Consider the following 12,788-nt stretch of genomic DNA (forward strand, 5'->3'; position numbering starts at 1 on the left):
CCATGAACGGGCAGCTTTTGGCGTTATGTCTGACACATTTATGCTCGAATACGAGCCTGCTTACATACCGGCGTAATCTAACTGACGCCAAGCTTCGTAGCTGATAATGGCAACGGCATTCGACAGGTTCAGGCTGCGGCTGGTGGACATCATAGGAATACGCAGGCGCTGCTCAGTAGGAATAGAGTCGATGATATCGGCAGGTAGGCCGCGACTTTCAGGGCCAAATAGTAACACATCGTCTTGCTTAAAGGTCAGCTCTGAGTGTGGGCGGCTCCCCTTAGTGGTACAGGCCATGATGCGTTTACCAGCCATGGCTTCAAGGAAGGCCTCAAAGTTTTTATGGTGGGTGACATTGGCTAAATCGGCATAGTCCAAACCAGCGCGGCGTAATTTTTTGTCCTCTAAATCAAAGCCTAATGGCTCAATCAGATGCAGCTTGCAGCCGTTGTTAGCGATCAAGCGGATGATATTACCGGTATTTGGGGCGATTTCGGGTTCGTAAAGCGCGATATGGAACATGCTGGCCTGCCTAAAAATTGGTGAGCCGAGATTATACGGCAAAAATTCCAACACGGAAAACTCATGTTATTGGCATTGTGTAGCAACAGCAAAGGCTAGCAGAAGGCTACAGGCTGAAGAAGGAGCTGGGATATGCGATGACGATCGTGAATATCGGGCTTAGCAATATACCGCAAAGGGATTTGCGTCTATATTCCTGTTTACGACTATTACTCCCGTTTATGACTATATTCCCGTTTACGAATAGACGGCTCTCTTAGGCAGACTTATGGATCTCGCTAAACTTTCTCGGATCAGCATGAAGCATCTGATCACTCTACATGTGATGCTCGATACCTTGAGCGTGACCGCTAGTGCCGAACGTTTATGTTTAAGTCCGTCATCGGTGAGTAAAACCCTGAGTCAATTGAGGCTGAGTCTCGACGATGAGCTATTTTATCGTCACGGTAACAAGCTGGTGGCTACACCATTAGCTCGCAGGCTAGGCCCCAGCGTGCATCAAATCATCAATGATATGAACCAGTTGGTAACCCAAGAGGCATTTAACCCCGCAGACTACAAGGGGCGTTTTTCATTGGCGATGCGTGAGAGCACCTTCGAGCTATTAGCGGGTAAGTTAATGGCTCACGTACTGACACAAGCGCCCAATATCCGTTTAGATATTTTTGCTAAAGACAGTGTTGGTTTTGATGGGCTAATTAAAGGCAGTTTGGACTTTATCTTGCTGCCCCATGATAGAAGTCAGCCACCTATCTCCCGACAAGAGTTGGTGTGGGAGACCTTGCTCAATGACGAGATGGTGTGCCTGATGAACCCAGATCATCCGCTGGCGGATCATGCGCAGATATCTATCCATGATTACTTGAGTTATAGCCATATCAGCATTAGTGACTCAGACCTAAATACCCCATTTTTTGAGATGCAGTTAGCCCAGCAGTCGCGCAATCGCGCGGTCCCCATTTCGGTAGCTGACTTTGGTAGTGCTGCGTTGTTGTGTCATCACAGTGAGCTGCTGTTTACCTGTTCGCGGCGTTGGGCGGAAACTGCTTTTCAGGCGAAAGGGTTAGTGACAAAGGCGATGCCGCTCGATTATGGGGAGGTGGCTTATAGTTTGGTGTGGCATAAGCAAAGTATGAATGATCCTGCTTTACGGTGGTTGCATCAACAGTTGGTGGAGTTTACTCGGGTTGAATTCGAGTAAGTAAATTCTGATTTTTAAGCAATCAAGCTGCGCTTGATAAAGGTCGAGAGCTTCCAGTTCACACATGGGCAAGAAGGGAACAACAACTTTCCCCTTTTGGCCATCAGTTAGCTGCATACGATGCTGAAAGTAAGCTATAAGGTCTTTGCTTACATAGTTAAAACATTTAGCTTCAGTGCTAAAGGTTTGAAGGCGTAACGGCCAGTCAGCTACGCAATTGGCAGTGAAAAACTCTTCTTTTGGGCTTCTTTTATGTCTACTAACAGAATTAACTCTATGAAAGTCCTGGTTGAGCAGTATTTAAACTCAAATAAATAAAAGTTTGACATTGGTCACGTTTTATTGCTAATTTGAACTCAGCGGTTTAGGTCGGAGAGTTCATTGATATAGCGAAGACTCAATCGACTGGGAGTTCGACATTAGCTAGTTTTGCTGGCTGGGCCGGATTCGACAGAGCTGAGGCATTGCTATTAGAAGCTTCGACCGGACTACTTTTCAATCCGACTCTTGCGTACATTATCGGATACCCATTGAGCTACCCTCGGGTAACTTTGAAAAGCCTAACAAGTCTGCATTCATGTTAGGCAGTAAAACAAAAAAGCATCCCTCAGGGATGCTTTTTTTTGCTTTACGTTTTGGTTGATGGTTAGATCTTGTCTAACAGTTTACATCGTGGCTTTGCCGCCTATCAGGCTACGCCTGCTTTTTACAGTTAGACTTCGTCTAACAACTAAAGTCGTGGGATTCCCTCCCACACCCGGGCAAGGAGGACTGCTCGTCCTATCCTCCTTGCATCCACCATGACGCCCCTAACGAAGTTGTTGATCCTCATACTCCAATAAAAATCGCCTAACGGCTCAGATGGGACATCCATGTCCCCCCCGAGCCTGAACCATCATCCATGATGGCTCTACGGCAATCTTGAGAGCAAAGAGTTATCTGCGTATTTCGGCAACTCCGATGGGGAATTGGTGTTCCCTGTGAGCATTGCGAGAAGTTTGAGCTTTCTATTGAGCACTCGATAGTGTCAGTTGTGCACTTTTCTACCCCAGTGTAGATGCGGCCGTGACCGTCCATGACATGGACGTCATGGCCGAGCTTCCATGGATGGACTTGTAGCGTGTCACGGCAGCGTCTGCACATACGCCGGCTGCAAGCCATTGGAACCATCAATGCTGGAGGTTGGCTCGAAGATTCAAGTGATGAAGAACCCAAAGGTTCACCGCTTTAGATTTTACCGACTAGAAATATACGACATGAGCTAAAGTTGTCGCTTTTCTAATTCAGTGTAGATACGGCCGTGACCGTCCATGACATGGACGTCATGGCCGAGCTTCCATGGATGGACTCGCAGCGTGTCACGGCAGTGTCTGCATATACGCTGGCCGCAGGCCATTGGAACCACTGATGCTGGAAGCTGCTTCATGGATGCAAATAACGAACAACTCAAAGGTTCTCCGCTTTAGCTCTAAAGCTACATAAGTAGGCTTAGCTCAAAGCCTACAAATAAACATTGGGTAACACCAAATTCCCAACCCCACGTTCAGCTAGCCGTGCTGCTAACTCCAGCATCTGCTCTTCACTGCAAGTGTCCCACTGGCGGGCTTCGCCTGTCACACCATGATGTTGAAACGCGTTGAGCTTCACCCTAACGCTAGCTGGGAGCTGGTTTAAATAACCTGCTATGGCGTTGACCTCACTGTCGATATCACTGATTTTCGGAATATACAGTAGGCGTATTTCGTATAGCTTACCCTCTGCAGCGAGTAGCTTTAAACTGCTGAACACTCGGTGATTATCACGGCCTGTAATATAACGATGGGTGTGCTGTTGCCAGGACTTGAGGTCGATCATCGCACCATCTAGGTAAGGCATCACTTGCTGCCAGCCGCCTTCAGAAACGTAACCATTACTATCTATCATGCAGCTTAAATGGGCTAAATCTGTGCTGGTTTTAATGGCCTTAAACAGCTCGATAATAAACGGCAGCTGCAGGGTGGCTTCGCCACCACTGACTGTAATGCCATTAATAAAGTGCACTTGCTTGCGAATAAGCTCCAGCATTTGTGGCACGGTGTATTGGCGAGTCTTAGGGCTAGATTGCCTAGGGCAAGTGGCTAAACAGGTGTCGCACTGGGTGCATAGCTCGCTGTCCCAGACTACCTTAGGTTTTTCTTGCTCTATGATTAAACTTAGGGCACCAACAGGGCAGGTGGCCACGCAATCGCCGCAATTGTCACACATATCTATGGTGTACGGGTTATGACAATTTTTGCAGTTGAAATTACATCCTTGGAGGAAGATGACCAGACGACTGCCTGGACCATCGACACAAGAAAAGGGGATAATTTGGTTAACTGTCGCGACTCTGCCCATCTTTTGCTCTACTTGCTTAGGTATAGGTATTACTTGCTATATGCCGGTGTGTGCTCATGGGCAACAACCCGTGGTTGGCGCTGTAAAATCTTGGTGTTTTGCGCGGCTTCTGCACCTAGCCATGTAGTGTTGGTACGTGATCCTTTCGCTTTAAAGCTGGCGATATCTGACAGTTTCATCATGTAACCAGTCACGCGAACCAGATCATTAGAGGCAACGTTAGCGGTAAACTCACGAAAACCTAGGCTTAACGCACCTTTACACAGCTGCATCATGGCTTGTGGATTGGTTTTTACCGTCTCATCGATAGTGAGAATGTCGCTAATGCCAGAGGTGTAATACTGGTGATGCTCGGCCAATGCTTGAATATGGGCAATCGGATTTGGCTCGGTGCCGTAGGGAATGCGCACGCCCGGAGTGACATCTTTATCTATACTAATACCGCCTTGAGAGTGCAGTAAGGCTAGGCCGTTGTAACCATATTTTACAGGCGTTGATTTTACGATGGCATCTAAGGCTTTGGAGATCTTATGTCCTAGCTCATTGGCCGCCGAATTATGGCCATAATGGCTGCTCGGTTTGTCGATGCTCTCTTCGTTGAACTCAGGTGATCCTTGCAAGATATTGACGGCTTCAGCCATGCCATAGATGCCGAACATTGGCGCAAAGCGTGACTCTTCAATCAAGCCTTCAGTGACCAAAAAGCTATTAAAGAAATTGGACTCTTCATGTAAAAACTTGGCGCGTGCTTCGATTAACTCATAGGTTAATTGGCAATAGTGTGGCAATACTCGGCTAAAGAAGTCACCTACACTGCTGGCTTTTAATGCTACCTCTTTTAGGTTCAGCCTAACTAAAGTGTTAGCGCCGCCAGCTAGGGGAAGCGAGTTATAACAACTGACAATACCAAAGCCTTTGTCATCGAAACTATTAGCGTGCAATGGGTAGTTAGCAATATGTGGTTTACTGCATTCACAAATATTGCTGGCAGCAATTTGCAGTAGCTCGTCAGGGGTCACTGCGGGGTCGTACATAAAAGTCAGGTTGGGGGCTATCTGCTTTAGCTCGGCGTCGACACGTAAAATGGTGCGACACACGATGTTGTCACTCGGGCCAATATTGACGTGCATAAAGGCATCCGGCAAGGTGCGGTCGAGCATGATCCAGAATAGCTTTATTTTGCGGTAAATAGCTTCAGCCTCTAGCCCTTGGCAGAACGGCAGTAGAATATCGTCAAGCTGACCGAGATAAACAGGAATATTGGTGACCGATGGCACATGGTGATAGATGATGGTCAGGGCGTTTAGCGCTTCATCTAAGTCTTGCGCCGGGCTCAGTTCTAAGTACTCTGAGCCATTCTTCAGGAATTTAGCGTAATCAGGCAGTACATATCTAGGTTTGAATGGTGCGTTACCTTCAAACATATCACAGATAATGCCGCTATTTTTAGCAGCCGCAACGGCATCGGAGATGGCCATATAGGGCAGGCTTGCTTCTGCCTCTATGGCTAACAAATTCGATTTTTGCTTTGGTGAAAGCTGAGGGTCTTGAGTGATCTGAGCGAATCTATTTACAACGGTCATGGGCGATATCCACTAATTTTTATGGGTATATTTTAAGGTGCCACAGAAACATTCTTATAGTGAAAAGCCGATAAGTCATGATTTCTAATTTGGAAATCCATGGTTGAGGTTAACAACTTATTTTGAAATTGAGCTAGCGAACGGGATTGATGGAAAAGATAGCAGGCCGGCGATGGGCGTCGCCAGCCTGCATAGTGGTTATAGCGCTAAATCGGGTTAGAAGAAGCCGAGTGGATTAGCATCGTAGCTGATCAGTAGATTCTTAGTGTTTTGATAATGATCTAGCATCATCTTGTGGGTTTCACGGCCAATGCCTGACTTCTTGTAGCCACCAAATGCAGCGTGGGCAGGGTAGGCGTGATAGCAGTTAATCCATACTCGTCCTGCTTGTATACCGCGACCCATGCGCTGTGCTTTGTTCATATCACGGGTCCATACGCCAGCGCCTAGACCGTATTCGGTATCGTTGGCAATGGCCAAGGCCTCAGCTTCATCCTTAAACGTGGTAACTGAGATCACCGGGCCGAAGATCTCCTCTTGGAAGATGCGCATCTTGTTAGTGCCCTTTAAGATGGTCGGTGTAATGTAAAAACCTTGGCTCTGTTCACCATCAAGCTTGCATATGTTACCGCCAATCAGTACCTCAGCACCCTCATCTTTACCTATGTCTAAGTAACTTAAGATCTTATCGAACTGCTCTTGAGAGGCCTGCGCACCAACCTGAGTATCGGTATCGAGTGGGTTGCCCTGTTTAATGGTTTTACAGCGCTCAATAACCTTAGCGATAAACTTGTCGTAGATAGACTCGTGAATGAGTGCTCGGGATGGACAGGTACAGACCTCACCTTGGTTGAAGAAGGCCAGCAGCATGCCCTCTACCGCTTTATCTAGATATTCATCTTCGTGATCCATTACATCGGCAAAGTAAATATTGGGTGACTTGCCGCCAAGTTCGACGGTTGACGGAATTAACGACTCGGCCGCGCACTTTAAAATATGATGACCGATTTCGGTGGAGCCGGTAAAGGCTAGCTTAGCAATACGTTTGCTGGTGGCTAGGGCTTGGCCAGCCTCGGTGCCAAAGCCATTAACCACGTTGAGAACGCCTTTTGGTAGTAGGTCTTCGATAAGTTCGAGTAGCACCAGAATTGAGGCCGGAGTCTGCTCGGCTGGCTTAAGCACGATGCAATTGCCTGCAGCCATCGCTGGGGCAATTTTCCAAGCAGCCATTAGTAGGGGGAAGTTCCATGGGATGATCTGGCCGACGACACCTAAGGGTTCTGGGAAATGGTAACTGACGGTATTGGCATCGATATCGGCGGCGCTGCCCTCTTGGGCGCGGATACAGCCAGCAAAATAGCGGAAGTGGTCGACAACTAGCGGTAGATCTGCGGCTAAGGTCTCCCGTACGGCTTTACCGTTATCCCAACTCTCGGCAATCGCTAGCGGCTCGATATTTTGCTCGATGCGATCGGCGATCTTTAGCAGTATGTTAGCGCGCTCTGTCACCGAGGTTTTGCCCCAACTTTCTTTAGCCTCATGGGCTGCATCGAGTGCCAGCTCAATATCGGCCAAGCCTGAGCGTGGCACCTGACAGAACACTTGGCCATCTATGGGGGAAGTGTTGTCAAAGTAAAGCTCATTAACGGGTTTAGTCCATCTACCGCCAATGAAATTTTGGTACTGAGGTTTGAAGTTGATAATGGCGTTGGGTGTTCCTGGTTTGTTATAGATCATGCTCACAATTCCTTGTCTGTTTTTTATGCGACAATTCAGTGTAGTAGATAAAATTGCCATAGGGGTATAGGAAGAAGGTCGAGTAGCATATTGTTGAGGTGTTTGATTATTTTGGAGTAAAAGCCTGTATTGATTTTGATGGAATTTTAATTATGAATACTGTGCATTGTTTCTATGCAAAATATGCACTTCATTCATAGATGTTTATGGCCTATGCTTCTCTCATCAGTTTAAATAGGAACTTGTCATGTTTAACGCACTTGTTTTGACCCAAGAAGAAAAGAAAACGCTGGCGAATATTCGCCAAATCACTGAGGCGGATCTGCCTGAAGGTGAAGTCTTAGTAGATGTTTCATGTTCATCACTGAATTACAAAGATGGTTTAGCGGTTACCGGTGTCGGCAAAATTATTCGTAACTTCCCTATGGTGCCAGGCATCGATTTTGCGGGTACTGTGCTTGAGTCAAGCGATGAGCGTTATAAGGCGGGTGATAAGGTTATCCTTACCGGTTGGGGCGTTGGTGAGAATCATTGGGGCGGTCTAGCTCAAAGAGCCCGTGTTAAAGCCGACTGGTTAGTTCCAATGCCAGCCCACTGTGATGCGGCTAAGGCGATGCAAATTGGCACCGCAGGTTTAACGGCTATGTTGTGCGTACAAGCATTGCAAAATGCAGGGATTAAGCCTGAAGACGGTGAGATTTTAGTGACTGGCGCTAGTGGTGGCGTAGGTAGTGTTGCGGTGACCTTGCTGGCGCAGTTACGTTATCGCGTTGTGGCAAGCACGGGCCGTGTCGAACAAAATGGCGCCTTGCTAACTAAGCTTGGTGCTAGCGAAGTGATTGACCGTAGCGAGCTTGAAGTCGATGCCCGCCCACTTGAAAAGCAGCGTTGGGCTGGTGTGGTTGATACCGTAGGTAACAAGGTATTGGCTACGGCTCTAGCACAGATGAATTACGGCGGCGCGGCTGCTATCTGTGGTTTGGCGGGGGGCTTTGCACTACCAACTACTGTCATGCCTTTTATCTTACGTGGTGTGAACCTTCTGGGTGTTGACTCGGTTGCTTGCCCATTTGAGAAGCGTCAAGCGGCGTGGGAAGCAATACTTAACTTGTTACCTGCTAGCTACTTCGAAGATGCTTGCGAGACTATTTCGCTAGAGCAGGTGCCTGAATTTGCACAGCGCATTATCAAAGGCCAAGTGACAGGTCGCGTGTTAGTTCAGTTATAAGCAGGGTAAAGCTAAGACGAACGGCCTACGGTTTTACGGAACGCTGCGCTTACGGAAAAGAAAGAGCCTAGGAAAGGCTAAGAAAGATCCTAGGGAAAGCCAAGACGGAAAAGCTAAGAAAGAGCTAAGAAGCGGCAAGGGTGTGCTTTTGGTCTTTGCTTTTCCTAGCAGGGCGCAGCCCGTCCTAGAAGCGCAGCGCTCTAAGATCTAGGGTAAGCCAAGACGGAAAAGCCGGAAAAGCCGGAAAAGCCGGAAAAGCTAAGAAAGAGCTAAGAAACGGCAAGGGTGTGCTTTTGGTCTTTGCTGTTCCTAGCAGGGCGCAGCCCGTCCTAGAAGCGCAGCGCTCTAAGATCTAGGGTAAGCCAAGACGGAAAAGCCGGAAAAGCCGGAAAAGCCGGAAAAGCCGGAAAAGCTAAGAAAGAGCTAAGAAGCGGCAAGGGTGTGCTTTTTGCCTTTGCTGTTCCTAGCAGGGCGCAGCCCGTCCTAGAAGCGCAGCGTCCTAGGATCTAGGAAAAGCTGAGAAAGGTACTAGGCCCTAGGGAAAGCCAAGACGGAAAAGCCGGAAAAGCCGGAAAAGCTAAGAAAGAGCTAAGAAACGGCAAGGGTGTGCTTTTGGTCTTTGCTGTTCCTAGCAGGGCGTAGCCCGTCCTAGAAGCGCAGCGTCCTAGAATCTAGGTCCTTCTTTTAATAGAACCTAGTTCCTTCTTTTAGTACCTTCTTTATTAAAGATTTTGCGGCGTCTGTGACAGTAACTCTTTGATCGCATTTGCTATCTCTTCACGCAGCCACTTCTGTGCCTTATCTTGATCGCAGCGCGAATGCCAGAACAGGTTGTAGTCTAGACTTTGCAGCTTAAATGGCAGTGGCTTCACTTTCAGTTTATGTCGCTGAGCAGCCATTTCAGCCATCCCTTCCGGTAGAGTAATAATCAGTGGGTTAACCGATAACAGTGCTAGCGCTGTATCTAAGTGCGGGGTTCTCAATAGCTCAGTGCGCGGTGGGTATTGGCTAATCGCATCATCGAGCAATGCCTTTACTCCATCGCTAATCGCAATCGTTGCATGAGGGTAGTGCAAATAATCTTCTAGAGTGATATCGCTATTAGCCAGCGGATGGTTAGGTGACAGTAAGCAGCTGACTCCCACCTTGCCGAGAAAGGTCTGCTGTAAATTTCCGGTTTGGCCAATGGCGCGGCAGATAGCCATATCTGCGCCTTTTACGCTGAGCTGCGCCTGTAATTCTTTCTGTTGTACGGGCACAATCTCAAGTCGGATTTGTGGTGCTTGTTGATAAATACTAGGCAGAATAAAAGGGATTAACGCCTGCATAGCATAATCGGTCACCGCGATAGAAAATTGCTGCTGACACTCTTCAGGCACAAAGGCTTTAGGGGTGAGCAACTCAATCAGTTGTCCTGTGGGTTGGCGTAACTGTTGATAGCACTCTAATGCAAACGAAGTTGGCACGAGTTGCTGACCAACACGAGAAAATAGCGGATCGTCGAGCATCTCCCTAAGGCGCGCGAGAATGCGGCTGGTGGCAGATTGGCTGAGGTGTAAACGCTTAGCCGCTTGGGTGACGCTACGCTCTTCGACCAAGATCTGTAGAGCGATCAACAGGCTTAGATCTTGGCGGTAGATCTCTTCTAATTCCATAAAATCCTTGGCTTAGCAACATCAGCGTTATTCGCTGCTTTAATGAGACTTATTTAAGCTTACTCACATAATGATGGCATAGAAGTCTGTAGGCCGAAAATATTATCCAAGAATATTTTAACAAGGGCGGTTAGTGGCGAGTTTGTTAAATAGCCTATTTGTTACAATAGGTTAACTTTTTTGGCTCTGTTCCGAAAAAGGGCCTTCTGTGTCGCCTAGTTTGTGCTATCTGGCTAATCGAGTAAATCAAATAAAACAGTGCTAAGTCAGATGTGTATTGCGATTGTTGATTGATAGTTTGCTATCTGTCAGCGTTTGGAATCGATTCCAAAATACTCCTAAAGTAGTAAAAAATTCAAACATTGGATCTAGCTTTGAGTTTGCGGATGTTATTTTATTGTTTCTTGGAAACCTTTGTTTAACTCCCGTTTTGGAACTCATTCCAGCCCTATGATTATTGCGTCTAATAAAACTAATAGGGTGATGACAGATGAGCAATAAAGATCTGCTAGGACGCCGTAATTTCATTAAAGGATTCGGAGCTGCAGCAGGTGTCGCGATGGCTGCACCAGCACTGGCCGTATCTGAGAAAGCGGATGGCGTAAAATGGGACAAAGAAGTTGAAGTCCTAATTATCGGTTCGGGTTTTGCGGGATTGGCGGCGGCGATTGAAGCCACGCGTAAAGGCGCAAAAGACGTACATATCTTTGAGAAGATGTCGTATTTTGGCGGAAACTCTGCAATCAATGGTGGCCTATTTGCAGCACCTGGTACGCCGATGCAGAAGCAAGAAGGCGTTAAAGATTCTGTTGAGCGTATGGTTAACGATCAGCTGAAGTCAGGTCGTGGTATTGCTGACGAAGCGTTACTTCGTCATGTTGCCGAGCATGCGGTTGAAGCACTGCAGATGACATTAGATGCGGGTTCTGAATACCACCCTTATCTACAGCAGTTAGGTGGTCACTCAGTGGCGCGTACCTACCAAACCACAGTGAGCTGTGGTGCGGGTATCACTCAGCCTTTGTTACAAGAGTGTCGTAAGTTAGGCGTTCATACCCATAACCGTGCTAAGTTCGAAGGCTTCTTAGTGGGTGATAAAGGCGAAGTGGTTGGCGTGAAAATGCGTCAGAACTATCACTTCGGTGAAGATCAACCTGGCGATGTTATTAACATCCGCGCTAAGCGTGGCGTGATTATGGCTACAGGTGGTTTCGCGCAAAATGTTGATTTGCGCATGGCGCAAGATCCGACACTGACATCTGAAGTCGGTTGCACTAACGCACCCGGTGCGACAGGTGAAGGTATGTACGAGATGTTCCGTCTCGGCGCTATTCCAGTGCATTTAGCACACATCCAGTCTGGTCCTTGGGCGTCGCCAGATGAAGGTGGTTTTGGTTATGTGTCTAACTACTCAATCTACAATTTCCCGCATTCAATGGCAGTTAATCGTTTAACGGGTAAGCGTTTCATGAATGAAATTGCTGACCGTAAGACTCGTGCCGATGCTGAACTTGCTTGCCGCGACGAGAAAGGTAACGCATTGCCACCTATCTTGATCACTAGCTACAAGGATTCTAAGAAGCATCCAAATACCAAGAAAGTGATCAAGTACAACGTGGGTTGGAAGTTCGATTCTGTTGAAGAGTTGGCTAAACATTTTGATGTGCCATTAGAACCGCTTAAAGCACAAATTGCTGAGTACAACGAGTACGTTAAGACTGGTGATGATAAACAGTTTGGCAAGAACATGACCAAGGCTAAAGACAAGTACATTCAAGCACCATTTACCGTGGTTCGCTTATGGCCAAAGGTGCACTATTGCCAAGGTGGTGTGCAAGTCAACACTAAGGCCGAAGTTAAGGATAGCTTCACGGGTCAGTCAATTCCTGGGCTATATGCGGCAGGCGAGGTGTGTGGTGGTATTCATGGTGTGAGCCGTTTAGGTAGTTGCTCTATTCCTGAATGCATGGTGATGGGTATGACAGCTGCACGTAGTGTCATGAAAGCCTAAATTTGCCAGATAATAAGAGGAATGAGCGATGAGTAAATTAAAAGCGGTATTAGCGCTAACCTTGGGTTGCCTACTAACCTTATCAGCACAAGCTGTAGAAATACGTGACCACCATAAAGAAGTGATCGGAAAAGATTGTAAAACATGTCATGACAATGGCATTAAGCAATTCCCATCGGATCAGGCTTGTTTACAATGTCATGATGTTGATGACTTAGCAGAGCAAACTGCACGTAGTGAAGAAGATAAGTGGCAGAATCCACATAACAACTTGCACTATGGCAAAGAGCTTCCTTGCCAAGAATGTCATAGCGAACATGGTACTAAGCAACCACTATGTAGCAACTGTCATACGTTTAAGTTTGATAAGTTTAAGAAGTAACATTAACTCAATTATATTTAGTGTGGTTTCATCTCAACCACACTAAATAATGAGTGCGGGCCATAATTAAGTTATGGCCTTTTTTCCCTGCAT

At 47.1% G+C, this 12,788-nt stretch carries 11 protein-coding genes; 4 read left to right on the forward strand and 7 right to left on the reverse strand.

Annotated elements, in window-relative coordinates; all coding sequences use genetic code 11:
- Nucleotides 1-60 precede the first annotated feature (60 nt).
- Nucleotides 61-522 (reverse strand): tRNA (uridine(34)/cytosine(34)/5-carboxymethylaminomethyluridine(34)-2'-O)-methyltransferase TrmL, encoded by a 462-nt coding sequence (gene trmL / locus K5Q92_RS19490; protein WP_012157137.1) that lies wholly within the window; start codon nucleotides 520-522, stop codon nucleotides 61-63.
- A gap of 268 nt (nucleotides 523-790) precedes the next feature.
- Here trmL and K5Q92_RS19495 point away from each other — a divergent pair, with 268 nt between their 5' ends.
- On the forward strand, nucleotides 791-1,723 hold the full coding sequence (locus K5Q92_RS19495; RefSeq protein ID WP_220770547.1) for a LysR family transcriptional regulator: 933 nt from the start codon (nucleotides 791-793) through the stop codon (nucleotides 1,721-1,723).
- Nucleotides 1,724-2,572: 849 nt separating this feature from the next.
- Here the strand turns inward: K5Q92_RS19495 and K5Q92_RS19500 are convergent.
- The 5 genes from K5Q92_RS19500 to K5Q92_RS19520 form a co-directional block, all read right to left on the reverse strand.
- Nucleotides 2,573-2,866, reverse strand: a complete 294-nt coding sequence (locus tag K5Q92_RS19500) for a hypothetical protein (RefSeq protein ID WP_220770548.1) — start codon at nucleotides 2,864-2,866, stop codon at nucleotides 2,573-2,575.
- A 118-nt stretch (nucleotides 2,867-2,984) separates the two neighbouring features.
- Nucleotides 2,985-3,173, reverse strand: coding sequence for a hypothetical protein (locus K5Q92_RS19505; RefSeq protein ID WP_220770549.1), 189 nt, complete (start codon nucleotides 3,171-3,173; stop codon nucleotides 2,985-2,987).
- A gap of 50 nt (nucleotides 3,174-3,223) precedes the next feature.
- Entirely contained in the window at nucleotides 3,224-4,099 is an 876-nt protein-coding gene (locus K5Q92_RS19510; protein WP_220770550.1) for a YjjW family glycine radical enzyme activase, read from the reverse strand.
- Nucleotides 4,100-4,128: 29 nt separating this feature from the next.
- Nucleotides 4,129-5,682 carry a YjjI family glycine radical enzyme gene (locus K5Q92_RS19515; protein ID WP_220770551.1) on the reverse strand — a complete coding sequence of 518 codons (1,554 nt, stop codon included), beginning with the start codon at nucleotides 5,680-5,682 and terminating at the stop codon, nucleotides 4,129-4,131.
- A gap of 216 nt (nucleotides 5,683-5,898) precedes the next feature.
- A complete protein-coding gene (locus tag K5Q92_RS19520) occupies nucleotides 5,899-7,419 on the reverse strand; it encodes an aldehyde dehydrogenase family protein (RefSeq protein WP_220770552.1) in 1,521 nt (506 codons plus the stop codon).
- Nucleotides 7,420-7,666: 247 nt separating this feature from the next.
- Between K5Q92_RS19520 and K5Q92_RS19525 the strand changes: the two genes are divergently transcribed.
- Complete coding sequence (locus K5Q92_RS19525) at nucleotides 7,667-8,647, forward strand: MDR family oxidoreductase (RefSeq protein ID WP_220770553.1); 981 nt, start codon at nucleotides 7,667-7,669, stop codon at nucleotides 8,645-8,647.
- Nucleotides 8,648-9,369: 722 nt separating this feature from the next.
- On the opposite strand, the gene K5Q92_RS19530 is transcribed toward K5Q92_RS19525, so the two are convergent.
- Nucleotides 9,370-10,302 carry a LysR family transcriptional regulator gene (locus tag K5Q92_RS19530; protein ID WP_220770554.1) on the reverse strand — a complete coding sequence of 311 codons (933 nt, stop codon included), beginning with the start codon at nucleotides 10,300-10,302 and terminating at the stop codon, nucleotides 9,370-9,372.
- Between the two features lie 490 nt (nucleotides 10,303-10,792).
- On the opposite strand from K5Q92_RS19530, the gene K5Q92_RS19535 reads away from it, so the two are divergent.
- The gene (locus tag K5Q92_RS19535; RefSeq protein WP_220770555.1) at nucleotides 10,793-12,313 is read left to right on the forward strand and encodes a flavocytochrome c; all 1,521 of its coding nucleotides are present in this window, start codon (nucleotides 10,793-10,795) and stop codon (nucleotides 12,311-12,313) included.
- Between the two features lie 28 nt (nucleotides 12,314-12,341).
- Nucleotides 12,342-12,695, forward strand: a complete 354-nt coding sequence (locus K5Q92_RS19540) for a cytochrome c3 family protein (RefSeq protein ID WP_220770556.1) — start codon at nucleotides 12,342-12,344, stop codon at nucleotides 12,693-12,695.
- The last annotated feature ends 93 nt before the right edge of the window (nucleotides 12,696-12,788 follow it).

Source organism: Shewanella sp. MBTL60-007, assembly GCF_019654915.1.
In the GTDB taxonomy this organism is placed as follows: domain Bacteria; phylum Pseudomonadota; class Gammaproteobacteria; order Enterobacterales; family Shewanellaceae; genus Shewanella.

Coding starts and splice junctions, on each gene's coding strand:
- trmL (WP_012157137.1), bottom strand. CDS start 522: ATGTTCCATATCGCGCTTTACGAACCCGAAATCGCCCCAAATACCGGT.
- K5Q92_RS19495 (WP_220770547.1), top strand. CDS start 791: ATGGATCTCGCTAAACTTTCTCGGATCAGCATGAAGCATCTGATCACT.
- K5Q92_RS19500 (WP_220770548.1), bottom strand. CDS start 2,866: ATGTGCAGACGCTGCCGTGACACGCTACAAGTCCATCCATGGAAGCTC.
- K5Q92_RS19510 (WP_220770550.1), bottom strand. CDS start 4,099: ATGGGCAGAGTCGCGACAGTTAACCAAATTATCCCCTTTTCTTGTGTC.
- K5Q92_RS19515 (WP_220770551.1), bottom strand. CDS start 5,682: ATGACCGTTGTAAATAGATTCGCTCAGATCACTCAAGACCCTCAGCTT.
- K5Q92_RS19520 (WP_220770552.1), bottom strand. CDS start 7,419: ATGATCTATAACAAACCAGGAACACCCAACGCCATTATCAACTTCAAA.
- K5Q92_RS19525 (WP_220770553.1), top strand. CDS start 7,667: ATGTTTAACGCACTTGTTTTGACCCAAGAAGAAAAGAAAACGCTGGCG.
- K5Q92_RS19530 (WP_220770554.1), bottom strand. CDS start 10,302: ATGGAATTAGAAGAGATCTACCGCCAAGATCTAAGCCTGTTGATCGCT.
- K5Q92_RS19535 (WP_220770555.1), top strand. CDS start 10,793: ATGAGCAATAAAGATCTGCTAGGACGCCGTAATTTCATTAAAGGATTC.
- K5Q92_RS19540 (WP_220770556.1), top strand. CDS start 12,342: ATGAGTAAATTAAAAGCGGTATTAGCGCTAACCTTGGGTTGCCTACTA.